At 71.9% G+C, this 23,590-nt stretch carries 21 protein-coding genes; 16 read left to right on the forward strand and 5 right to left on the reverse strand.

What is annotated here, in order from left to right; translation table 11 throughout:
* Positions 1 to 87: 87 nt before the first annotated feature.
* From OG439_RS10055 to OG439_RS10105, 11 genes are all read left to right on the forward strand, one after another.
* Entirely contained in the window at positions 88 to 912 is an 825-nt protein-coding gene (locus OG439_RS10055; RefSeq protein WP_326949100.1) for an endo alpha-1,4 polygalactosaminidase, read from the forward strand.
* Positions 912 to 2,180, forward strand: coding sequence for an ABC transporter substrate-binding protein (locus OG439_RS10060; RefSeq protein WP_326949101.1), 1,269 nt, complete (start codon positions 912 to 914; stop codon positions 2,178 to 2,180). Before OG439_RS10055 ends, OG439_RS10060 begins: the two co-directional genes overlap by 1 nt.
* A gap of 9 nt (positions 2,181 to 2,189) precedes the next feature.
* Positions 2,190 to 3,116, forward strand: coding sequence for a carbohydrate ABC transporter permease (locus OG439_RS10065; protein WP_326949102.1), 927 nt, complete (start codon positions 2,190 to 2,192; stop codon positions 3,114 to 3,116).
* Positions 3,113 to 3,985: a carbohydrate ABC transporter permease gene (locus OG439_RS10070; protein ID WP_326949103.1), complete on the forward strand. Its 873-nt coding sequence runs from the start codon at positions 3,113 to 3,115 to the stop codon at positions 3,983 to 3,985. Before OG439_RS10065 ends, OG439_RS10070 begins: the two co-directional genes overlap by 4 nt.
* Before the next feature lie 7 nt (positions 3,986 to 3,992).
* A complete protein-coding gene (locus tag OG439_RS10075) occupies positions 3,993 to 4,931 on the forward strand; it encodes a carbohydrate kinase family protein (RefSeq protein WP_326949104.1) in 939 nt (312 codons plus the stop codon).
* Complete coding sequence (locus tag OG439_RS10080) at positions 4,928 to 6,238, forward strand: alpha-glucosidase/alpha-galactosidase (RefSeq protein ID WP_326949105.1); 1,311 nt, start codon at positions 4,928 to 4,930, stop codon at positions 6,236 to 6,238. Before OG439_RS10075 ends, OG439_RS10080 begins: the two co-directional genes overlap by 4 nt.
* 12 nt (positions 6,239 to 6,250) lie before the next feature.
* Positions 6,251 to 7,132, forward strand: coding sequence for an SIS domain-containing protein (locus tag OG439_RS10085; RefSeq protein ID WP_326949106.1), 882 nt, complete (start codon positions 6,251 to 6,253; stop codon positions 7,130 to 7,132).
* A 106-nt stretch (positions 7,133 to 7,238) separates the two neighbouring features.
* The gene (locus tag OG439_RS10090; protein ID WP_326949107.1) at positions 7,239 to 7,409 is read left to right on the forward strand and encodes a ribbon-helix-helix domain-containing protein; all 171 of its coding nucleotides are present in this window, start codon (positions 7,239 to 7,241) and stop codon (positions 7,407 to 7,409) included.
* Positions 7,406 to 7,750, forward strand: coding sequence for a VOC family protein (locus OG439_RS10095; RefSeq protein WP_326949108.1), 345 nt, complete (start codon positions 7,406 to 7,408; stop codon positions 7,748 to 7,750). Before OG439_RS10090 ends, OG439_RS10095 begins: the two co-directional genes overlap by 4 nt.
* A 317-nt stretch (positions 7,751 to 8,067) precedes the next feature.
* Entirely contained in the window at positions 8,068 to 9,831 is a 1,764-nt protein-coding gene (locus OG439_RS10100; RefSeq protein ID WP_326949109.1) for an acyclic terpene utilization AtuA family protein, read from the forward strand.
* Positions 9,828 to 11,306 (forward strand): CoA transferase, encoded by a 1,479-nt coding sequence (locus OG439_RS10105; RefSeq protein WP_326949110.1) that lies wholly within the window; start codon positions 9,828 to 9,830, stop codon positions 11,304 to 11,306. The genes OG439_RS10100 and OG439_RS10105 overlap by 4 nt, the downstream gene beginning before the upstream one ends.
* A 46-nt stretch (positions 11,307 to 11,352) precedes the next feature.
* Here the strand turns inward: OG439_RS10105 and OG439_RS10110 are convergent, their stop codons facing one another.
* From OG439_RS10110 to OG439_RS10120, 3 genes are all read right to left on the reverse strand, one after another.
* A complete protein-coding gene (locus OG439_RS10110) occupies positions 11,353 to 11,925 on the reverse strand; it encodes a class F sortase (RefSeq protein ID WP_326949111.1) in 573 nt (190 codons plus the stop codon).
* Between the two features lie 4 nt (positions 11,926 to 11,929).
* The gene (locus OG439_RS10115) at positions 11,930 to 12,721 is read right to left on the reverse strand and encodes a choice-of-anchor P family protein (protein ID WP_326949112.1); all 792 of its coding nucleotides are present in this window, start codon (positions 12,719 to 12,721) and stop codon (positions 11,930 to 11,932) included.
* Between the two features lie 392 nt (positions 12,722 to 13,113).
* Positions 13,114 to 14,001 carry a carbon-nitrogen hydrolase family protein gene (locus OG439_RS10120; RefSeq protein WP_326949113.1) on the reverse strand — a complete coding sequence of 296 codons (888 nt, stop codon included), beginning with the start codon at positions 13,999 to 14,001 and terminating at the stop codon, positions 13,114 to 13,116.
* A gap of 290 nt (positions 14,002 to 14,291) precedes the next feature.
* Between OG439_RS10120 and OG439_RS10125 the strand changes: the two genes are divergently transcribed.
* Genes OG439_RS10125 through OG439_RS10145 form a run of 5 tightly spaced genes read left to right on the forward strand, consistent with a single transcriptional unit; the run spans position 14,292 to position 20,135 of the window.
* A complete protein-coding gene (locus OG439_RS10125; RefSeq protein ID WP_326949114.1) occupies positions 14,292 to 15,929 on the forward strand; it encodes a fatty acyl-AMP ligase in 1,638 nt (545 codons plus the stop codon).
* Entirely contained in the window at positions 15,922 to 16,185 is a 264-nt protein-coding gene (locus tag OG439_RS10130) for an acyl carrier protein (RefSeq protein ID WP_247051305.1), read from the forward strand. The genes OG439_RS10125 and OG439_RS10130 overlap by 8 nt, the downstream gene beginning before the upstream one ends.
* Position 16,186: 1 nt before the next feature.
* Positions 16,187 to 16,501 carry a hypothetical protein gene (locus tag OG439_RS10135; RefSeq protein WP_326949115.1) on the forward strand — a complete coding sequence of 105 codons (315 nt, stop codon included), beginning with the start codon at positions 16,187 to 16,189 and terminating at the stop codon, positions 16,499 to 16,501.
* On the forward strand, positions 16,501 to 19,719 hold the full coding sequence (locus tag OG439_RS10140; RefSeq protein ID WP_326949116.1) for a WXG100 family type VII secretion target: 3,219 nt from the start codon (positions 16,501 to 16,503) through the stop codon (positions 19,717 to 19,719). Before OG439_RS10135 ends, OG439_RS10140 begins: the two co-directional genes overlap by 1 nt.
* Before the next feature lie 20 nt (positions 19,720 to 19,739).
* A complete protein-coding gene (locus OG439_RS10145; protein ID WP_326949117.1) occupies positions 19,740 to 20,135 on the forward strand; it encodes a hypothetical protein in 396 nt (131 codons plus the stop codon).
* Between the two features lie 171 nt (positions 20,136 to 20,306).
* Here the strand turns inward: OG439_RS10145 and OG439_RS10150 are convergent, their stop codons facing one another.
* Positions 20,307 to 22,118 carry a glycoside hydrolase family 15 protein gene (locus tag OG439_RS10150; protein WP_326949118.1) on the reverse strand — a complete coding sequence of 604 codons (1,812 nt, stop codon included), beginning with the start codon at positions 22,116 to 22,118 and terminating at the stop codon, positions 20,307 to 20,309.
* Positions 22,115 to 23,542: a glucose-6-phosphate dehydrogenase gene (gene zwf / locus OG439_RS10155; protein ID WP_326949119.1), complete on the reverse strand. Its 1,428-nt coding sequence runs from the start codon at positions 23,540 to 23,542 to the stop codon at positions 22,115 to 22,117. Before zwf ends, OG439_RS10150 begins: the two co-directional genes overlap by 4 nt.
* Positions 23,543 to 23,590: the final 48 nt, after the last annotated feature.

Raw genomic sequence — 23,590 nt, forward strand, 5'->3', positions numbered from 1 at the left:
GTCAGAGGTACGCCCAGCCGGTATGTCGGCCTCCGCCGCGAGCCCGGACTGAGTCGCCAGGACGCGCTCGTGGTCCGAGGCGGGGTCGTGCCCACCATCATCCGGAGTTCGATGATGCCCTTCTCCCGCGTTCAGTTCCTCGCCAGTGCCGCGCTCGCGGCCGCCGTCCTCGGCGGTACCGCGTGCACGGCCTCGGCCGCCCCGGCCGCGGTCACCCCGCCACCGGTGAAGGCGGGCTTCGACTACCAGATCGGCGGCGCCTACACGCCGCCGTCCGGCGTCAAGGTCGTCAGCCGCGACCACACGGCCGCACCGGCCGCCGGGCTCTACAACATCTGCTACGTCAACGCTTTCCAGTCCCAGCCCGGCGCCGAGGGGGAGTGGGGCGACCTGCTGCTGCGCGACGCGAACGGCAACGTCGTCGTCGACGAGGACTGGGACGAGGCCCTGCTCGACCTGCACACCGCGGACAAGCGCACGCGCGTCGCGGCCAAGGTCAACGCCTGGGTCGACGACTGCGCCGCGCGGGGTTACCAGGCGATCGAGCCGGACAACTACGACAGCTTCACGCGCTCCCGGGGCCTGCTCTCCGACAGCGACGCCCAGGCCTACATCCGCCTGCTTTCCGCGCACGCCCACCAAAAGGGCCTCGCGATCGGCCAGAAGAACACCAGCGAGCTGGCCGGCCAGCGGCAGGCCAACGGGCTCGACTTCGCCATCGCCGAAGAGTGCGGCCAGCAGAAGAACTGCGGCGAGTTCACGCCCGCGTTCGGCGACCACGTGATCGTCATCGAGTACACCGACGCCGGCCTCAAGACCGCCTGCAGCCGGTGGAGCTCGCTCAGCATCGTCCGCCGTGACCTCGACGTCGTCCCCAAGGGCGAGTCCGGCTACGTCCGCAAGACCTGCTGATGGACCGGCGGGGTTTCCTGCGCGGCGTCGGCGGTCTCACCCTCGGCACCGCGCTGGCCGGGTGCGGCGCGGCCACCGGGACCGACGGCGGGCCGGTGACGGTCGAGGTCTGGCACGGCCAGACCGACACCGGCAAGAAGGTCCTCGACGAGCTCGTCGCGGACTTCCACCGGACCCACGCGGGGATCCGCATCGATCTCGGCGGCGGTGTCCTCGCCGACGCGATGCTGCAGAAGATCACCGCGGCGCTGGCGTCGGGGTCCTTCCCCGACATCGCCTACGTCTTCGGCTCGGACCTCGCCAGCGTCGCGCGCAGCCCGAGCGTCGTCGACGTCACCGATCTCGTCGACGCGGGGCCCGGTTTCTGGGCCCCGGCACGGGAAGCGGTGACGGTCAACGGCCGGGTGCGCGCGGTCCCGGCGCTGCTCGACTCGCTGGCCGTGGTGTGCAACAAGACGTTGTTCGACGGGGCCGGGATCCCGCTGCCCGCCGCGGGCTGGACGTGGGGCGACTTCGTCGAGACGGCGAAGAAGCTCACCGACGCGGCCAACGGCACCTTCGGCACCGCTTGGCCCGCCACCGGCGACGAGGACACCGTGTGGCGGCTGTGGCCGATGGTGTGGGACCTCGGCGGCGACGTGATCGGCGCCGGCGGCCGCGGCATCGGGTTCGCGGACCAGGGGGTGCGGGCTCTGGAAGTCGTCCGCGACCTCGCCGCGGCGAAGGCCGTCTACCTCGACCCGAAGTCCGGCAGCGAGCAGATGTACCAGGCGTTCGAAGCCGGGCACATCGGCATGGTCCCCACCGGGCCGTGGCAGCTGCCCGACATCGCCGACGCCGGCGTCGACTACGCGGTCGTGCCGTTGCCCAGCTTCAGCGGCCGTCCCGGCACCATCTCCGGGCCGGACACCTGGACGCTGTTCGACAACGGCGAGGAGCGCGTCGCGGCGGCGCGCACGTTCCTGGCCTGGCTGGCCGACCCGGCCCAGGACGTCCGCTGGGACGACGGCGCCGGCAGCCTGCCGCTGAGCCGCCGGACGCAGGAACTGCCCGCGTGGCAGGAGAAAACCGCCGAGACACCGGGGCTGCCGGTGTTCGTCGACGCTCTGGACCACGCGCGGGTCCGGCCGGTGCACCCGGCCTACCCGCAGGTGTCGGCGGCCGTCGGCACCGCGATCGTCGCCGTGCTGCTCGGCCGGGCCACCCCGGCCGACGCGCTGCGCGACTGCGCCGCGGCCGCCGACGCCGCCCTGATCATCCCCCGCTAGGGAGCCGCCATGCCCGGACTGCCGAGGCCCATCACCGTCACCCCCGCCCACAAACATGCAAAACGCCGCCGTCGGCGCGAGTCCGCGGCCGCGTGGGCCTACGTCTCACCCGCCGTGCTCATCATCCTCGGCCTCGGCGTGGTGCCCGTGGCCTGGTCGCTGCTGCTCTCGTTCCAGGTCGACGACCTCGTGACGCCCAGCCGGTGGGTCGGCTGGGACAACTACGCGGCGCTCGCCCAAGACCCGAACTTCGCCCAGGCCGTCGGGAACACCGTGCTGTACACGGTGCTCTACGTCCCGCTGAGCATCTTCTTCGGCTTCCTGCTGGCGCAGGCGCTGAACCGGCGCATCCGGCTGATCGGCGTCTACCGGACGCTGGTCTTCGTGCCGTTCGTGCTCTCGGCGACGGCGCAGGGCGTGCTGTTCTCGTTCATCCTCGACCCGCAGTTCGGCGCGGCCAACTCGCTGCTGCACCACCTCGGCGTGTCCCCGCAAGGGTTCCTGACCGATCCGGGGCAGGCGCTGCTGGTGCTCGTGGCCATCACGTTGTGGAGCGGTACCGGGTTCTGCGTCATCGTCTACCTGGCCGCGCTGCAGGACGTCCCGCCGTCGCTGGTGGAGGCCGCGCGGCTGGACGGTGCGGGCACCTGGCGCGTGCTGCGGCACGTCACGCTGCCGGCGATCATGCCGGTGACGGCGTTCCTGGTGGTGTGGCAGCTGATCACGTCGCTGCAGGTGTTCGACCTGGTGTACGTGACGACCAAGGGCGGCCCGCTCGGCTCCACCACGGTGATCGTCTACTTCGTCTGGGAGCAGGCGTTCAAGAACTTCACCGCCGGTTACGGCGCGGCGTCGGCCTACGTGCTCGCGGTCGCGCTGCTGGTCGTCGTGGTCGCCGTCCGCCTGCTCCGCCGGCCCCGGAAGGCGCTCCGATGACCGCCCGGATCGACAGCGTGCCCGCACCGCGGGTGCTGCCCGTGCTGCGCCGCCCGCGGCTGCCCTTCAGCCCCTGGCACCTGCTGCTCGTGCCGCTGGCCGTGGTGTTCGCCGCGCCGCTGGTGTGGCTGCTGCTCAGCTCGGTGATGAGCAACGCCGAGATCAACCGGTTCCCGCCCGCGCTCTGGCCGTCCCACGTGGACTTCTCGGGCTACCGCTACGTCCTCGACAACGCCCTGTTCGTGCGCTGGTTCACGAACTCGCTGATCGTGTCGGCGGTGACCGTGGTGTCGAACCTGCTGTTCGGCGCGCTCGGCGGGTACGCGTTCGCGCGGATGCGGTTCGCCGGGTCCCGGGCGCTGCTCGCGGTGATGATCGCGACGATGGCGATCCCGTTCCAGCTGACCATGATCCCGACGTTCCTGGTGATGAAAAAGCTCGGCCTGATCGACAGCCTGGGCGCGCTCATCGTGCCGTCGCTGGTGACGCCGTTCGCGGTGTTCCTGCTGCGCCAGTTCTTCCTGTCCCTGCCCCGGGAACTGGAGGAAGCGGCCTGGATCGACGGCTGCTCGCGGCTGCGCGTGCTGTTCACGATCGTGCTGCCGCTGTCGCGGCCCGCGTTGAGCACGGTGGCCGTGCTGACGTTCCTGAGCACCTGGAACGACCTGACCTGGCCGCTGATCGCGCTCAACCACGACACCGTCTACACGCTGCAGCTGGGCCTGACGACGTTCCAGGGCCAGCACCACACCAACTGGGCCGCGGTGATGGCGGGCAACGTGATCACCGTGCTGCCGGTGCTGCTCGCCTTCCTCGGCGCGCAGAAGACGTTCATCCAGTCCATCACCTCCAGCGGCCTCAAGGGCTAGGGCCGTCATGCACCGTTTCGACCTGCTCGTGGTCGGCGACGCCAACCCCGACGTCATCATCGGTCCACTGCGGACGGACCTGGCGTTCGGCCAGCGGGAGCAGCTCGCCGACTCCGGCGTGCTCACCCTCGGCGGCTCCGGCGCCATCACCGCCGCCGGCGCCGCCCGGCTGGGGCTGAAAGTCGCCTTCGCCGGGCGCGTCGGCGACGACGCCGGCGGCCGGTTCGTCCGCGACGCCCTCGACGAACGTGGCGTCGACACCAGCGCGTTGCACACCGATCCGTCCTTGCCGACGCCGTTGACGACCGTCCTGACCCGCGACGGCGACCGCGCGATCGTCACCGCACCGGGCACCCTGGCCGCGATCGGCGCCGGCGACGTCCCGCCGGAGCTGCTCGCGGCGAGCCGGCACGTCCACTCGTCGTCGTACTTCCTGCTCCCGAAGCTCGCGCCGGGGTTGCCGGGTCTGCTGCGCGCTGCCCGCGGGCACGGCGCGACCACGTCCGTCGACACCAACGACGACCCGGCCGGGCGATGGGAAGTCGGGGATCTGTTTTCAGAGACGGACTTCCTGCTGCCCAACGCGGCCGAGGCACGCCGGCTGACGGGCGCGGCCGGCGCGTGGGAGGCCGCCACGCTGCTGGCCGCCCGCGGCCCGGCCGTCGTGGTCAAGGACGGCGCCGACGGCGCTTTCGCCTGCCGCGACGGCGAACTCACCACCACCCCGGGGATCCCGGTGACCGCCGTCGACACCGTCGGCGCCGGGGACAGCTTCAACGCCGGGTTCCTCGCCGGCGTCCTGGCCGGGCTGCCGCTCGGGACGGCGCTGCGCTGCGGCGTCGTCTGCGGCGGCTTCTCGGTCCGAGCCCGCGGCGGCACCGCCGGCCAGGCCACGTGGGACGACGTCCTCGTCCACCTCGAACGCACCGAATCGGATCACGCATGACCACCCCCAAGATCACCTTCGTCGGCGCGGGCAGCGTCGTGTTCACCCAGGGCCTGCTCGCCGACCTGTTCACCTACTCCGAGCTGGACGGCGTGCACGTCGCCCTGCACGACATCGACCCGGAGCGGCTGGCGACGGCGCTGGCCGCGGCCCGGCAGATCGCCGCCGCCCGCGGTGTCAAACCCCTGCTCACCGCGCACGCCGACCGCCGGGAAGCCCTGGCGGACGCGGACTTCGTCGTGAACATGGTCCAGATCGGGATGGGGGAGTCGACGCGCACCGACTTCGCCGTCCCGGCCCGCTACGGCCTGCGCCAGACCATCGGCGACACCCTCGGCATCGGCGGGATCTTCCGCGCGCTGCGGACCTTCCCGTTCCTGAAGGGACTCGGCGCGGACATCGCCGACGTCTGCCCGGAAGCCTGGCTGCTCAACTACACCAACCCGATGGCGATGAACGTCCAGTACCTGAGCGAGGCCACCGGCCTGACGCGGGTCGTCGGGCTGTGCCACTCGGTGTACTGGACGGTGCACGGGCTCGCCGAGCTGGTCGGTGTGCCGTTCGACGAGGTCACCTACGTCGCGGCCGGCGTCAACCACCAGGCCTGGGTGCTGCGGTTCGAGCACGGCGGCACCGACCTCTACCCGCGGCTGACGTCGCTGGCCGAGGGCGACGAGCAGCTGCGGCGGCGCGTCCGGTTCGACATGTTCCGGCGGCTCGGGTACTACCCGACCGAGACCAGCGAGCACTCCGCCGAGTACGTGCCCTGGTACCTGCACCACGACAGCGAGATCGAGCGGCTGCGGCTGCCGGTCGGGGCGTACCTGGAGATCGTCGCGGAGAACGAGGCCGAGTACGAGCGGACGCGCCACGCCGTCGCCGCCGGCGAGCCGCTGCCCGTCGAAGGCACGAACGAGTACGCGCCGCAGGTCATCCACAGCATCGTCACCGGCACCCCGCGCACGGTCTACGGCAACGTCGTCAACCGCGGCCTGATCGAGAACCTGCCGGCCGGGGGCGTGGTCGAGGTGCCGTGCCTGGTCGACGGCACCGGCGTCCGGCCGACGCGGATCGGCGCGCTGCCACCGCAGTTGGCGGCGCTCAACCGGACGTACCTGAGCATGAACGACCTGGTCGTGCGCGCGGCGATCGAGGACGACCCGCGTCACATCCGCCACGCCGCGATGACCGACCCCGCCACGGCGGCATCGCTGCCGGTCGAGCGGATCTGGGAGCTGTGCGACGACCTGGTCCGCGCGCACGGCGACCGTCTCCAGCCCGCACTGCGTACCCTTCTCGGCCACTGATTCAGGAGAACGATGTCCTACACCCTCGACGAGATCACCAGCCAGCCGGAGTGCTGGGCGCGCGTGGTCCGGGAACTGCCGCTGCACGCGCCCGCGTTGCCCGCGATGGGGGAGCGCGTCGCCGTCATCGGCTGCGGCACCTCGTGGTTCATGGCGCAGAGTTACGCCCGGCTGCGGGAGGACGCCGGCCACGGCCTGACCGACGTCTTCGCGGCGTCGGAGGCGAAGCTCGACCGGCCGTACGACCGCGTGCTGGCGATGACCCGCTCCGGCACGACGACGGAGATCCTGACCGCGCTGGAACGAACGCGCCCGGGCACCCGCGTCACGACGATCACGGCGGTGGCCGACTCACCGGCGGCGGCGCTGTCGGACGACGTCGTCTGCCTGCCGTACGCCGACGAGCGTTCGGTGGTCCAGACGCGGTTCCCGACGACGCAGCTGCTGCTCCTGCGCGCCCACCTGGGCCTGCCGATCGACCGGGCGCTGGCCGACGTCTCCCGGGCCTTGACCACACCGCTCGCCCCGGAGCTGCTCGCGGCGTCGCAGATTTCGTTCCTGGGCGCGGACTGGCACGTCGGAGTGGCGAACGAGGCGGCGCTGAAGGTCCGCGAGGCGGCGGCTTGGTGGACGGAGTCGTACTCGGCGATGGAGTACCGCCACGGCCCGATCGCCGTGGCCGCGCCGGGCCGGGCGGTCTGGAGCCTGGCGTCCCTGGACGCGGGCCTGGTCGGCCAGATCGAGGCGACGGGCGGGTACCTGCGGCAGGGCGAGCTGGACCCGCTGGCCGAGCTGGTGCTGGTCCAGCGACTGGCCGTGGCCCTCGCCGAAGCGGCGGGCCGCGACCCGGACCGCCCGGCCCACCTGACCCGCTCGGTCGTCCTGGCGAGCTGACCCGACCTGAAGTGCCGTGAGGGGCACCTTCATGGACCTAACCGCCATGAAGGTGCCCTTCACGGCGTTCTGGTCGTCTAGCTGGCTAGCGTGCTAGCATTCTGTCATGAGCGACAAGGACGTCAAGCAGTTCAACGTGTACCTGCCGACGGACTTGATCCGTGAGGTGAAGCACCACGCCGTGGACACCGAACAGTCGCTGTCGGCCCTCGTCACCGCGGCGCTGCGCCAGTACCTCGCCACCGCCACGGCCGACTCAGAAGGAGAACTGCGATGAAGAGTGACCGCGTCGAAGCCCTGTACCTGGAGACGCACAACTGGGGGAAGGCCACCAAGTTCTTCCAGTCGCTCGGGTTCGAGATCGACTTCGCGACGGACCACAGCTCGGGACTGCTGCGCAACGGCGACGGCGCCTACCTGTTCGTCGCCGAGGTGCCGGCGGACCAGCCGACCGGGATGCAGGTCGTCATCAAGGTCCCCGCCGAGGACACCTTCGAAGCCGACGCGCCGGTGGAGGTCGTCAGCCCGTTCGCCGACACCCACTTCGGGACGCGCGAGATGAGCGTCCGCGATCCCGACGGGCGCACGTGGATTCTCCAGGCGCCGTCCGGGACGTGACCGAACGACGCGCCGGCTTGGACGTCGCCGTGCAGGCCACGCAGCCGGACCGGAGCCGCCCCCTCGGCGGCCCGGTCCGGCGTACCCCACAAGGATGCCCCGGCCACCGTGGCGAAACCTTGCAAAGACCTTGAATCCGCAGGTCAGCCGCGGACACCGGGTGATCCCCGAACGAGTGAATCGATCTCCGTGCCCGCTCCCGCCCGCCGGGTGCGGGCGCAGGCGCCGAGGTGCGGCCCGGGCGCGAGCCGGGGATGCCGCGCCCGCCGCGGGCGGCTAGCGTCGGAACCGACCAGCCATCGGCGGGAGGAGCGGGGATGCGGGACCGGGCGATCCGGATCGGCACCTTCTCCGGCTACCTCGGCGACCGCTTCACCGCGCTCGCCGAGGCCCTCGGCGGCGACCCCGTCGACGTCCTCGCCGGGGACTACCTCGCCGAGATCACCCTGGCCGTGCTCGCCGCGCGGCACCGGCGCGATCCCGCGCGCGGCTACGTCGAATACTTCCTCGACCAGCTGCGGCCCCACCTCGCGACCATCGCCGAGCGAGGCGTCAAGGTCGTCACCAACGCCGGCGGTTTCCACCCCGCCGGGCTCGCCGACGCCGTCCGCGCGGCCGCTGCCGAAGCCGGGGTCACGCTGTCTGTCGCGCACGTCGAAGGCGACAACCTCCTGGCCGACCTCGACGAGCTGGCCGCCACGCACCCGCTGACCCACCTCGACACCGGACGTCCGCTGTCGAGCTGGGGCACCACGCCGATCGCCGCCAACGCCTACCTCGGCGGCCACGGCATCGCCGCCGCGCTCGCCGGGGGTGCCGACGTCGTCGTGTGCGGGCGGGTCACCGACGCGTCGCTGGCCGCCGGGCCGGCCGCGTGGTGGCACGGCTGGGCCGCCGGCGACTGGGACCGGCTCGCCGGCGCCGTCGTCGCCGGGCACGTCATCGAGTGCGGCCCGCAGGCCGTCGGCGGCAACTTCTCCGGCTTCACCGGCGTCCCCGGCATGGCCAAGCCCGGCTTCCCGATCGCCGAGATCGCCGCGGACGGCGGCTGCGTGATCACCAAGCACACCCGCGACGGCGGCATGGTCACCCTCGACACCGTCACCGCCCAGCTCGTCTACGAGATCCAGGGCCCGCGCTACCTCAACCCCGACGTCACCGTCCACCTCGACGACGTCCGCCTCGCCCCGGCCGGCCCCGACCGGGTGGCGATCACCGGCGCGACCGGGTCGCCGCCGCCCCCGACGACCAAGGTCGCGCTGTTCGGGCAGATCGGGTACAGCGTCGTCAACACCGTCTACGTCACCGGCCTCGACGTCGACGCGAAGATCGCCCTGCTGCGCGAGCAGCTCGGCCGCGCGGACGGCGTCGACCTCGACGTCACGCGGATCGGCGTCCCGGCCGCGGACCCCGGCAGCCAGTGGGACGCCACCGCGGCCGTCCGGATCATGGCGACGTCCCGCGAGAAAGAACCCCTCGAACGCTTCGGGCTCGCGAAGCGGATCGGCAGCCTGTACCTCCAGAGCATCCCCGGCTTCTTCCACGACGGCGGTGCCGAGCTGGCCGTCCGGCCGCGGCCGCGGATCGACTACTGGCCCGCCGTGCTCGACGCCGACGTCGTCCCGCACCGCGTGGTTTTCGCCGGCGGGCAAGCACAAGACGTCCCGGCGCCCCCGGAAACGTCCATTGTGGACCAACCGGCGCACCCGGAACCCACCGAAGAGCCGGAGGGGACCCGGTTCGTGCCGCTGGGCACGGTCGCGCACGCCCGCAGCGGCGACAAGGGCGGCAACTGCAACCTCGGCGTCTGGACCGCCGACCCGGACGCCTGGCCGTGGCTGCGGCGGACGCTGAGCACGGCCCGGCTCCGCACGCTGCTGCCGGAGACCGCCGGACTCGAGATCGTCCGGCACGAGTTCCCGCACCTGCGGGCCGTGCACTTCGTCCTGCGCGGGCTGCTCGGTACCGGTGGCTCGGCGAACCTGCGCGTCGACCAGGTCGGCAAGGCCGTCGGCGAGTACCTGCGCGCCCGGCTGGTGCCCGTCCCCGAAGAACTCCTGCAGCGGAAGGACTCCCGATGACGCTCACCGACCGGGTCGCGCACGCGATCGCCCACCCGGCGACCGGCGACGCCTTCGACCCGCACGCCGAGCTCGCCGACCTGCTGGCCGGCATCGGGATGAGCCCGGCCGACACCGGCGGCACGATCACCTTCGACGGCGCCGACCCGGTCGTCCCGAGCACGCTGCGCCTCGGCGGCGCGTCGGCCATCGCACTGGCCGCGAAGTCGGCGGCGATCGCGAAACTCTGGCGGCTGCGCGGCGGTGACGGCCAGGACATCGGCGTCGACCTGCGTGTCGCACCGCACCGGCTGTGCCCGTTCTACGACCGGAAGTGGGAGCTGGTCAACGGCTTCCCGCAGAACGCGGCGGCCAACCCGAGCCAGGCACTGGGGTTCCGGTTCTACCGCACCGTCGACGACCGCTGGGTGATGCCGCTCAACCCGTACCCGAAGATCAAGATCGCCGCGCAACGGCTGCTCGACGTCCCGGAGGACCCGGACCGGGTCGCCGCCGCCGTCGCCGGCTGGAAGGGCATCGAGCTGGAAGAGGCCGCGGTGGCGGCCGGGACCGTGCTGCCGATGCTGCGCACCACCATCGAGCTGCTCGCCGAGCCGCACTACCGGGAGACCCTGGCCGGGCTGCCGCTGATCGAGATCACCAAGATCGCCGACAGCGATCCGGTGCCGTTGCCCGCCGGCGCCGCCGATCCGCTGTCCGGCGTCCGCGCGCTGGGCATGGGTCACGTGATCGCGGGCGCGGGCGTCGGCCGCGCGCTCGCCCTGCACGGCGCCGACGTCCTGAACCTGTGGCGCCCGGGCGAACTCGAGCACGACGTCACCTACGTGACGGCGAACGTCGGCACCCGGTCGGCCATCGTGAACCCGTACAGCGACGAGGGTGCGCGGAAGATCCGGGAGTTGCTCGGCACCGCGGACGTCTTCTACGCCAACCGAAGGCCCGGCTACCTCGCGAAGATCGGGCTGACCGCGGAGCAGGCGGCGGAAACCCGGCCGGGGATCGTGTACGCGACCGCGTCGCTCAACGGCGAGCACGGGCCGTGGGCCGGCCGGATCGGGTTCGACCAGACCGCCGGCAGCCTCACCGGCATGATGCACCTGGAAGGCGACGGCGAAACCCCGGCGCTGCCGCCGATCCTCGTCGTCAACGACTACATCGTCTCGTGGCTGATGACCGCGGGGATCGTCGAGGCACTGGCGCGGCGGGCGACCGACGGCGGCAGCTACCGCGTGCACGTCTCGCTCACCCGCGCCGCGCTGTGGATCCTGAGCATGGGCGTGTTCGACAAGGCCTACGCGCTCGACACCGCCGGCCGCGGCGAGGCGCACGCCTACCTCGACCCGGAGACGTTCACCGCGGACACCCCGCTCGGGCACTACCAGGGCGTCACCGACCAGGTCCGGATGTCGGCGACGCCGGGCCGCTACCGCACGGTCCTGGTGCCGCGCGGCTCGTCCCGTCCCGAGTGGTCGTGAGTGGTAATGCGGGTTCTAACCCTCATTACCACTCACGACCGGCGGGCTACTTCAGCAGTTTCGCGTAGACGATCACGTTGTCGAGGTAGTTGCGGCTCGCCGCGTCGTACTTGCCACCACAGGTGATCAGCCGCAGTTCCGGCTCGTTCGTGTTCCCGTACACGGCTTCCGTCGGGAACTCCTTCTTCGCGATCTGGTCGACCTTCGCCACGGTGAACGTGAGCTTGCCGCCGTCGGCGCGGTCGACGTGCACCTGGTCGCCGACCTTCGTCTCGTGCAGCCGCCAGAAGATGCCCTTCTGGTGGTCGCCGTCGATGTGGCCGAGGATGACCGCCGGGCCGACCTCGCCGGGCGTCGGCCCGTACTCGTACCAGCCGGCCTGCAGGGGCTGGTCGACCGGCGGGACCTCGACGGTCTTGTCGGCGTTGAGCCCGAGCGACACCAGCGACGACTGCGCGTCGATGGCGGGGACGTCGATCGCGGTCGGCAGGGACCGCGACAGCCCGGCGGGGGCGGCCGCGGCGGGCACGGGCGCCGGGTTGCCGGCCGCGGTCGGCGTCGCGGCGCCGCACCCGGCGAGCAGCAACGCGGTGAGGACGAAGAGAAGTGCGCGGCGCATCGGCTCAGCCCTCGGTCGCGAGGCTGCCGTCGCCGGTCTGCGGGGCACCGGCGGGCACGACGGTGACCTGGCCCGGGTTCTGCGGACGCGGCGGGGCCTGCGGCGCGAGTTCCTTCGCCGGGCCGCAGGAAACGGACGCGAGCTTGACGTCACCACTGCCGATGGCGCCGGTGACGTCGCCGCCAAGGAGCTTGACGTGCAGCGCGGTCACGTCGAGGCCGCCGTCGTAGCGCTGGTCCTGCTCGTTGACGATCACCTCGACCACGCCGGGGATGCCGAGACGCGTGTTGGGCGCGGCTTCCGCGGGGATCGTGCCGAGCCGGCCGAGGTTGACCCCGGCCAGGTCGCTGCTGCCGACGACCTTGCCGTCGGCCGACGCGCAGCGGGCGCTGATCACCCGCGCCGACGGCACCCGGCCGGCGACCGCGGCCAGCACGGGCAGCGTCGCCTCGACGATGCTCGCCTTGCTCGCGACCGAAGCCGTGTCGGAGACGACGGAGCTGGAGATGGCCTTCGCCGTGACGAGCCCCTTCAGCGGGGCGTCGGCCACGTTCGCCGAGGTCGGGCCGGTGCTGCTCGACGGGGCCAGCTTGCCGGTCTCGACGGTGATCCCCTTGCCACCGGCCAGATCCTTCAGCACGCCGGGCAGCAGGGAGACCCCGGCGGACGCCCCGAAAGCGGAGCCGGTCACCCCGGCGTCCCCGGCCAGCGCACCGGTGGCGCCGGTGGCTCCGGTGGCCAGGACGACGGCGGTCAGGCCGGCCAGGCTCCCGGCTCGGAGCATGGTTGTGCGCATGAACGAGGTCCTTTCAAAGAAATGGGCCGCGAAAACGTGCGGCGACGGCGGGCCGAGCGTGACTCGGTCCGCGGAGGAAAGCTCGGCCACGCTATCAAAATCGCGCTTGCTGCCAAGGAAGCCGAGATCCCCGGTGGTTACCCGAGTTCGCGAAACGTGATCTTCCGGAAAACAAACAACTCGAAGTGGCCACTTCGGCTCGACGCATTTCCCCGATGATCGACGGCGAGTAGTGCCCGTTGCGGCATTCGAGGGGGTTCACCCCCCGTTATGACACGTCCGAGTGATTACTCGGCTGGGGCGCGGCGAACACGGGGAGTGATGTGACCGCCACGGGATTCGACGGATTCGATTCCTCGTCCAGCGGGACAGCGGGAGCTGTGCGTGGCCGGTCAGAAGGTGCCGCGGTCGTCGCTTCGCGGGTTGCCGCGGACGACGTGGTTGTCGTAGAGCCCGGCCCGCGCGGTGCGGCGCCAGGGCCGCGCCAGCTGCACCGCCGTGGCGACGTCCGGGTCCGACAGCTCGAGGTCCGCGACGGCCAGACCGGGCTCCGGACGCGAAGGCGCCCGCGCGATCCACCGGCCCCCGGGCGCGACGACACCGGCGGGCACGGTGGCCGCGAACTGGGCGGGCACCGAGTAGCCGAGCCAGTAGCTGTACAACGTCCCGTACGCCTGGGCGACCGTGGCCCGGGCCGCGTCGTCCACCATCACCGACACCAGGACGCAGTCGACGTCGAGGCGCTCGTACTCGGCGAACAGCTCGGGGAAGTTGACCTCGATGCACAGGGCGCAGCCGAACCGGACGCCGTCGACCTCGAAGACCAGCGGCTCGGTGCCGGGCGAGTAGAGGTACCGCAGCTCGGTGTTCGACAGGAACCGCTTGTCGTAGCGGCCGACGAGCTTTCCGGTGTCCGACACGACGTAGAGGCTGTTGTGCGGGCGGCTTCCGCCGCTCAGCGGGTGGATCGAGCCGAACGCGACCCAGATCCCGAGCCGGCCGGCCAGCTCGGCGATCGCCTCGGCCTCCGCGCGCAGCACCGGCCACGCCGCGCGCGTCCAGTCGGCCGGGCCGACCCGCTCCGGGCCGTGCACCGACATCACCCGCTTGTGCGGGTAGGTGATCGCCCCTTCCGGGAACTGCACCAGCCGGGCGCCCGCGTCCCGCGCTTCGGCCATCAGCTCGCGCAGCCGGACCGCCGACGCGCGCAGCGCCGTCACGTCGGCCGGATCTTCGACCACTTCGCTCTGGGCCACCGCCAAGCGGAACGTCCGCGCCACGACCCGAGCTTAGGCGGTGTCCTGCAAGTCAAGCTCGCGGTCTTCGCGCCCAGGTGGCCCCTGACGGCACGGGCGGGATCGCCCGAGTACGGCCCAGTACGAGGGTGACTCGCCCGTGCCGTCGGGAACCACCTGTATCACGAAGCCCATCGAGCAGACTTGCAGGACACCGCCTAGGCGGTGCCGGAGCAAGCCGGGCGGCCCGTCGAGCGGGCTTGCTCCGGCACCGCCTGGCCCGGCGGTGGCGCACGGTAGGTTGCCCGTATGCGTCCCGTCCGCCCGAGCCGCCGGTGAACGTGCCCGAAGAGGTGCTGCGCACCTCGATCGTCGAGCGCCTCTTCGCGCGTGCGGCCGACGAGCGTCCGCTGTTCACCCACCAGGACCACAGCGCCGGCGCCGTGCACACGCTGACGTGGGCCGAGTTCACGGCGCGGGTGCGCGTGGTGGCCGGCGCGCTGGGCCGCGTCGCCGAGCCGGGGGAGCGCGTCGCGATCCTCGCGGGCCAGGACCTGAACTACCCGCTCGCGTTCTTCGGCGCGCTCGCCGCCGGCCTGGTCGCGGTGCCGTTGATGGCGCCGGCGAGCCGCGGCCAGCGCGACCGGCTCACGGGCGTGCTGGCCGACTGCGGCGCCCGCGTCTGGCTGACGTCGTCGGCCGCGGCGGCCCGGGTGCGTGAAGCCGGCGATTTCGACCACCTCGTCGTGGCCGACGAAGTGTCCGGCCCGGGCGTCGATCCGGTCCCGGTGACGGCGGAAACCCCGGCGTACCTGCAATACACGTCGGGCTCGACGCGGGAGCCGGCCGGCGCGGTGATCCCGCACCGGGCGATCGTCGCCGCCTGCTGGCAGGGCAGCCGCGCCTACGCCGTCGACGAGGGCACGACCTGCGCCGGCTGGATCCCGTTCTTCCACGACATGGGCCTGATCCAGCTGCTGTGCCTGCCCGTCTTCGCCGGCGGCCGCTCGGTGTTCATGGCCCCGGCCGAGTTCGTGCACCGGCCGCAGCGGTGGCTGCGGCAGCTGCACGACTACCCGGCGGTGTTCACCGCCGCCCCGAACTTCGCCTTCGACCTCGCGGCCGACGCGGCGGCCGAGGCCGGCGACGACCTCGACCTGTCCGGCGTGCGGGTCGCGCTCAACGGCAGTGAACCCGTCCGGCCGCGCACGGTCCGGCGTTTCCAGGAGGTGTTCGGCCCGCGCGGGTTCCGCCCCGGGGCGCACTGCCCGTCCTACGGCTTGGCCGAAGCCACCGTCTACGTCACGAGCGCGGGCCCCGAAGGACCGCGCGGCGCGGTGTTCGACCGGGACGCCCTCGCGCAGGGCAAAGCCGTCGAAATGGTCGACGGCCAGGAACTCGTGTCGGTCGGGCGTCCGGTCGGGCAGCGCGTGCGGATCGTCCGGGATGGACGGACGGCGCCCGACGGCGACGTCGGCGAGATCTGGATCCACGGCTCGAACGTGGCGACCGGCTACTGGGGTCGCGGTGACGCCGCCGCGTTCGGCGCCACGCTCGACGGCCTGCGCGGCTGGCTGCGCACCGGCGACCTCGGTGTCGTGCACCGCGGCGACCTCTACGTCACCGGCCGGATCAAGGACCTCATCGTCGTCGACGGCCGCAACTTCCACCCGCAGGACATCGAAGCGGCGGCGGGGGAGGCGCACCCGGCCGTCCGCCGGGACCGCGTCGCCGCGTTCGGCGTGGCCGACGACGCCGGCGAGGGCGCGGTGGTGGTGGCCGAGTGGGCGCGTGACACCGAAGGTGTGGATGTCAGAGAAGTGACCAGGGCGGTGCTGCGCGCGGTGTCGCGCGAACACGATCTCACGCTGCGTTCGGTACGTCTGGTCCCTTTCGGCGGACTTCCGCGCACTTCCAGTGGCAAGGTCGCCCGGTCGGCCGCCAAGGCGCGTTATGGTGACTTCCGTGGGTGATCACCGCGCCGAGGTCACGAAGGTCGTCAGCGAGACCTTCATGCTGGACCCCGCCGGCGTCGAACCCGACGCTCCCCTCGAGGAGCTGGGCATCGACTCCAAGGGCCGGATCAAGCTGCTGGCGGCGCTGGAGGTCTACTTCCGGGTGACGATCGACCTGGACCAGCTCGACCGGTTCACCGACGTGGGTTCGGTGGCCGAAGTGCTCACGGAAGCGCTCGCGGGCGCGACCGGCGGATCTGACGAGAGGCTCTGAAATGAGCGGGGGGTACACCGCGACGACCGACGCGTTGTCGTCGGCGTCGAAGAACATCGGCCGGCTGTCGGAACAGCTGCTGGACGACAACCCGGACCTGTCGAGCACGCCGGTCGACGCGGCCGGCTTCGGCCAGGCCCACGGCGCGCACGCGGCGAAGTACACCGCCGGGGTGACGGCGCTGTGGGCCGCGGTCAGCGGGTACAGCAGCACGCTGGGCTCGTTCGGCACGAACCTCGGCACCGCCGGCAGCAGCTACGGCGCGAACGAGGAAAACCAGTCGGGCGCGATCACCACCGCGGGGGCTGACCTGTAATGGCCAAGACCTGGACCGAGGTCAAGGCGGTGCTCGACGACCCGAGCGTGCCCGCCCAGACCAAGAGCGTGCTGATCAGCAGCTGGATGCGGGAGAACCCGCCGCCCCCGCCGTTCCTGGCCGACCAGGAACCGGACGACATCAAGGCCAAGCGGCAGGAAGCCGAGAAGCTCGCCACCGCCTACAACGCGAACCCGCTCTTCTCCGGCGTCCCGCTCGACGAGGCCTACGACACCGCCAAGAAGGCGGGCGACCAGGCCAGCTACAACGAAGACCAGGAGAAGAAGGCCGTCGACGACGGCAAGAAGAAGCTCGACGACACCAAGCCGCCCGCCTCCGACGAGTCCGGCGGTGGCGCCAGCACCGGCACGAAGACGTCCGACGAGATCTTCGACGCCGCCGCGCCCGCGCTCAAGCTGTTCGAGACGTTCGGCTCGCTGCTGGCGAAGCTCCCGGACGACTGCCGCGGCAACACCCGCGCGCTCGACCTGGACAAGGACATCCGGAAGCCGTTCGACGAGCAGCGCGGCATCAGCTTCCAGAACTTCGTGGAGGACGCCGACCACTTCAAGACCGGCTCGACCACGGTGGACAAGACGGTGGAGAACACCGGCACCGAGCTGTCCAGCCTGTACCAGAGCTGGACCGGCGCCGGTGCCGACGCCGCGTCGGACACCTACAACGACAAGATCCTGCCCAAGGCGAACAAGCTGTCCCAGACCCTCGGCAACGCGGGCGAGGCGACGCTGAGCACCGCGACCACGGTCTTCCAGCTGTGCAAGGGCAAGGCCGACGCGGTCATCGGGATGTACACCGACCTGGTCGGCAAGGCCGACTACACGATGGCGCAGAAGGTCGTCGCGGTCGCCAGCGGCGAGCACGGCAACGAGCAGGACCTGGCCCAGATCGCGGGCTGGATGGACGCCAACTTCGGCACCAACCTGGTCAAGACGCTCAACGACCAGGGCTGCTGCGACGGCGACGAGATCAAGAAGCACGGCCAGGACCTGGCCAAGCAGTGGATCCAGAACCAGTTCAACCCCGACATGTGGGACCGGCTCTACCAGGGCTTCGCCAAGACCTGCAAGGACACCAAGGACCTCGTCGACCAGGCCTACGACGCGCTCGACAAGGTCATGGGCAAGGTCAAGAACGAGTTCGAGGGTGTCACGATGCCCGGCGGTTCGGGCTCGGGTTCCGGGTCCGGCACCGGTGGGTCCGGTGGCGGCTCGGGTTCGGGTTCGGGCAACGGTGGTTACGGCGGCGGTTCCGGCTCGGGTTCGGGCGGTGGCGGCTACGGCGGTGGCTCGGGCGGCGGTGACGGTTCGGGCTCCGGTGGTTCCGGTTCCGGCGGCTCCGGCTCGGGTTCCGGCGGGTCCGGCTCCGGCAGTGGTTCGGGCTCCGGCTCGGGTTCCGGCGGCTCGGGTTCGGGTGGCGGCGGCAACGTGCCGCCGATCCCGGACTTCGACACGCCGTCCGGTGCTTCCGGCGGCGGCTCCGGGTCCGGTTCGGGCTCGGGTTCCGGCTCCGGTGGTGGCGGTTCTGTCCCGCCGATTCCGGACATCTCCGGTGGTTCCGGTTCGGGCTCGGGCGGCGGTTCCGGCTCGGGTTCCGGTGGTGGCGGGCCGATGCCGTCCATCCCGGACATGTCCGGTGGCGGGGGCTCGGGCGGTGGCGACGACACGACGCCGTCTTCGACGCCGCCACCGTCGTCTTCGGACGGTCAGGAGGCCGCGGCCGCGGCGGCGGAAGCCGCCAAGAAGAAGGCCGCCGACGCGTTGAGCCAGTTCAGCGGCGAGGGCATCAAGACCGACTCCGGCGACGGCGCGGGCGGCCTCGGCGGTGGCGGTGGCGGTGACACCGGCGGTGGTGCCGGCGGCGGCAGCGACACGTCGCCGTCCGGGGCCGGTTCGGGTTCGGGAGCCGGCGGTGGTCAGGACGCGGCCGCCGCGGCGGCGGAAGCGGCGAAGAAGAAGGCCGCCGACGCGTTGAGCGAGTTCTCCGGCGAGGGCATCAAGACCGACGCCGGTGGCGGTTCGGGCCTCGGCGGCAGCGGCGGTGGCGACGACGCGGGCTCCGGCTCCGGTTCGGGCTCGGATTCCGGGTCGGACCCGGCCGCGGACGGCAAGGAAGCCGCCGAAAAGGCCGCGGAGGACGCGAAGAAGCAGGCGTCCGACGCCCTGGACAAGCTCGGCGGCGACGGCATCAAGACCGACCAGGACGGCGACGGCCTGCTCGACGACGGCAAGTCCGACACCGACGGCGACGGCAAGCCCGACACCGACAAGGACGGCGACGGCAAGCCCGACGGCGACGAGAAGCTCGACCACCTGAAGGTCAAGCAGGGTGACAAGACCTTCGAGATGACCGAGCCGGACTCCGACGGCAAGATGGACATCAAGGTCGGCGAAGGCGACGGCCCGGCGAAGGACTTCAAGCTCGACTGGCCCGACGATGACGCCGCCAAGACTGACCTCGGCGTCGGCTCGGACGACCCGGGGAAGCCGGACGCCGACGGCGTCTACCACCCCGGTGCGGACGGCAAGATCCACATCCAGGACGGCGACGTCAAGATCACCGCCGAGCGGCCCGACGGCGCGGACGGCCCGACGGTCGTGACCGTCGACGACGGCACCGGCAAGCCGACGACCTACACCCTCGGCGAGGACGACACGTCGCCCGGCGGCCTGGACGACGCCGCCAAGAAGCACCTCGACGACGCGCTCAGCGGCGAGACCAGGGGCGACACGGCGTCGCACGCGCTCGGCGACACCCCCGACGCGAAGCCCGACGACCTGCCGAAGCACAGCGGCACCCTCGACGGGGCCGGCGCGTCGGGTGGCGGCGGGGGTGGCGCGCACGCGCTGTCCACGGCCGGTCTCGACACGGGTGGCGGCGCGGTGACGGGCTCGCTCGGCGAGTCGCCGTCGCTGTCCGAGGGCGTCCACAGCGGGGTGGGTGCGAGCCAGCAGCAGCCGGCGGCGCCCGCGTTCGCCTCGGCGGCCATGTCCGGTGCGAACGGCCAGGCCGGTCAGTCGATGGGCGGCGGCATGCCGATGGGCGGCATGGGCGGCGGCGGCCAGGGCGGCGGCGACCAGGAGCGCTCGAACCGCGCGTACCGGATCGAGGGCGCCGTCTTCGAGCCGATGGCCGAACCCACCGGCCGCATCGTCGGGTCGCTGGACGACGAGGAGCCACCGGCCCCCCGCCGGTGGTGAGCGCGGGCTGAGGAGGACGCATGAGCGACGAGATGGCGGGCATGAAGGCCGGCTTGGACGGCCTCGTCCGCGAACAGGCCGAGCGCCGCTCCCTGCGCGAGCAGCAGGGTGAGGAGATCAAGGCCAAGTCCCAGGAGTACATGACCAAGCAGGTGCAGGCGGCCGAGCGGTACGTCCAGCACGTGCGGGAGATGGCCAACCGCAAGACCAAGTCCGGCTGGGGCGTCCGCGACGACAGCGGCGGCCCGCAGAGCTTCGAGCCGGAGGGCTTCGCGGGGGAGCAGGGCGCGGGCGCGGCATCGCCGTTCGCCCCCACCCCGGCCCCGCCGTCGGCCCCGGCGGAACCCCGCCGCGGCCGCCGCCACCGAGCAGCAGACACGGACGACGACGACGGCTTCGGCAACAACCCCTGGTAACCCGACGGCGCCGCGATTCCTCGCCGATCAAGTTCGCCCGCTGATCACGCGAGTTCCGGCCCGGATCACGCGAGTCCCGGGCCTGGTCATGTGAGTTCCGGCCCGGATCACGCGGATCCGGGCCGGATCGCGCAGGATCGCGTCGGACACGTGCCCGCCGCCGCAACCGGGCTAGGTGTCCAGGGCTCGGTCCAGGTTGAGGGCTGCGCTGATCAGTGCCAAGTGGGTGAACGCCTGCGGGAAGTTGCCCAGCTGCTCCCCGGTCAGCCCGATCTGCTCGGCGTACAGCCCGACGTGGTTGGCGTAGGTGAACATCTTCTCCAGCGCCAGCCGCGCGTCGTCGGTGCGGCCGGCGCGGGTCAGGGCCTCCACCCACCAGAACGAGCACAGCGAGAACGTGCCCTCCGAGCCGTCCAGGCCGTCGGGGGCTTCCTCCGGGTTGTAGCGGAACACCAGGCTGTCCAGCACCAGCTCCTCGCCGATGCGTTCCACAGTGGACAGGAACCGCGGGTCGGTGGGGGAGCAGAACTTCACCATCGGCATCAGCAGCAGTGACGCGTCGAGCGCGGTGCCGGGCTCGGGCTCGCAGTGCTGGACGAACGCGCCGATCTCCTCGTTCCAGCCCTGCTCCTGGATCCGGCCGTAGATCTCGTCGCGCACCGACGTCCAGCGCGTGAGGTCGGCGGGCAGGCCGCGGCGGCGCGCGACCCGGACCATCCGCTCCACCGCGACCCAGCTCATCAGCCGGGAGAACGTGTGGTTCCGTTGCCCCGAGCGGGTTTCCCAGATGCCGTGGTCCGGCCGGTCCCAGTTTTCCAGCAGCCAGTCCAGCATCGTGCACAGGCTCGCCCAGCTGGCGTGCGAGATGCCCTTGCCGTACTTGTCGAACAGGTAGATCGAGTCGATGACCTCGCCGTAGACGTCCAGCTGCAGCTGCCCGGCCGCGCCGTTGCCGACGCGCACCGGGCGTGAGCCGCGGTAACCCTCGAGGTGCTCCAGCTCGTGCTCGGTGAGGTCGGCGTCGCCGTCGATGGAGTACATCACGCGCAGCGGGCCGAGGTCGCCGTCGCGGTCGTCGGAGACGCGGTCGGTCAGCCAGCCGACGAACGCCTCGGCCTCGTCGGTGAAACCCAGGCGCAGCAACGCGTACAGCGAGAACCCGGCATCGCGCAGCCAGACGTGCCGGTAGTCCCAGTTGCGTTCGCCGCCGATCCGTTCCGGCAGGCCGAGGGTGGGCGCGGCGACGATCGCGCCGCTCGGCTCGTGCGTGAGCAGCTTCAACGTCAACGCCGAGCGGTGCACCATCTCCCGCCACCGGCCGGTGTAGGACGAGCGGGACAGCCAGTCGCGCCAGAACCCGACGGTCGCGTCGAACAGGTCCTGCGCCTCGGCCGCGTCGGCGGCCGGGTGGTCGGCCGTGTCGTCGGCGACCTCCAGCACGAACAGCTCCGTGTCGCCGGCGGGGACGTCGAACTCGGCCGTGGCCGCGCCGTCGCCGGTGTCCAGGGTGACCGACGAGTCGAGGCAGACGCGCATCTCCTTGCCCTGGAAGGAGATGCGACCGTCCTTCTCGGACACTTCCGGGACGTCGCGGCCGTAGTCGAAGCACGGCCGGACCCGGGTGCGCATCCGGACGTGCCCGCGGATGTTGACCACCCGCCGGACCAGCCGTTGCCGGTGCTCGACGTCGTGCGGGCGCAGGATCGGCATGAAGTCCTGCAGCTCGACGATGCCGTCCTCGGTGAGGAACCGGGTGATGAGGATGTTCGTGTCCGGGAAGTAGAACTGGTGGCGCGCGGTGACCTCGCACACCGGCGCCAGCTCCCAGTCGCCGCCGTGCTCGGCGTCGACGAGCGCCCCGAAGACGCTCGGCGAGTCGAACCGCGGCGCGCAGAACCAGCTCACCCGGCCGTCGGTGCCGACGAGGGCGGCGGTGCGCAGGTCGCCGACCAGGCCGTGCTCGGCGATCGGGAGGTAGGTCACTCGGGCACCCGCCAGCCGCGTTCGCCGGGCAGGCGCAACGCCGCTTCGGGGCCCCACGACCCCTTCGCGTACGGCTGGGTCTTCGGTGGGTTGCGCAGGACGGGCTCGCAGACCTGCCAGAGCCGTTCGATCTCCTCGGCGCTGCTGAACAGCGTGTGGTCGCCGCGCATGACGTCGAGCAGCAGCTTCTGGTAGGCCTCGAGCGGCTCGACGCCGTCGAAGGTGCCGGCGACGTCGAGGGTCAGCGCGGCCTTGCCGACGGACAGGTCCGCGCCGGGCCGCTTCGCCCGCAGCTCCAGGGTCAGCTGCGGCTGCTCGGTGAGCTCGAAGACGAGCTCGTTGCCGCCGCCGAGGTCGTCGGCCCCGGTGAACATCGCCAGCGGCGGCTCCCGCAGCCCGATGGTCACGGTGCGGCGGGTCTGGGCCAGGGCCTTGCCGGTGCGCAGGTAGAACGGCACCCCCTGCCAGCGCCAGTTGTCGATCCGGGCCTCCAGCGCGACGAACGTCTCGACGTCCGAGGCGTCGTCGACGCCCTCCTCGTCGCGGTAGCCCTCGTACTGGCCGAACACGACGTCGCCGGGGTCGAGCGGCCGGAGGCTGTGGTAGAGCTTGTGCTTCTCGGCGCGCAGCCACTCGGCGCTGATCTCCGGCGGCGGTTCCATCGCGAGGAAACCGAGCACCTGCAGCAGGTGCGTGGAGACCATGTCGCGGAAGGTGCCGGTCGACTCCATGAAGGCCGCGCGGCCTTCGATGCCGATCGACTCGGGGATGTCGATCTGGACGTAGGCGATGTGGTCGTGGTTCCAGAGCGACTCGACCAGGCCGTTGGCGAAGCGGAACACGAGGATGTTCTGCACCGCCTCCTTGCCGAGGAAGTGGTCGATCCGGAAGATCTGCTCCTCGGTGAACACCTCGTGCAGCGCGGCGGTGAGCTCGCGCGAGGACTCGAGGTCGCTGCCGAACGGCTTCTCGAGCACCAGCCGGGCGCCCTCGGCCAGGCCGGTCTCGCCGAGCATGCCGACCATCCCGGTCATCGCGCCGGGCGGCACCGAGAGGTAGAGCAGGGTCCGGGCGTCGTCGCCGAGGCTTTCGCGCTGCTCGCGGACGTGTCCGGCCAGGTCGGCGCCGTCGTCGGCGGAGGAGACGCGGAAGGAGAGCCGCCGGGCGAACTCGCGCCAGGCGCTGTCGTCGAAGTCGTCCCCGAGGTTCTCACGCAGGGCGTCGCCGATGCGGTCGCGGAACTCGTCGTCGGTGCCCGGCGAGTGCCGTCCGGACCCGACGATCGCGAACCCGCCGGGCAGCATCTTCGCGGTGTAGAGGCGGAAGAGCCCGGGGAACAGCTTCCGGCGCGCGAGGTCACCGGTGGCTCCGAACAGGACGAGCACGTGGGGCTGCGGTGTCTGCACGTCCTGATCGTCGATCACGCGCGCCGGTCCCGCACGTCGAGCGCGGGTGCGGGGGATGCCGAGCGG

The organism is Amycolatopsis sp. NBC_01307, from assembly GCF_035975215.1.
Classification (GTDB): Bacteria; Actinomycetota; Actinomycetes; order Mycobacteriales; family Pseudonocardiaceae; genus Amycolatopsis.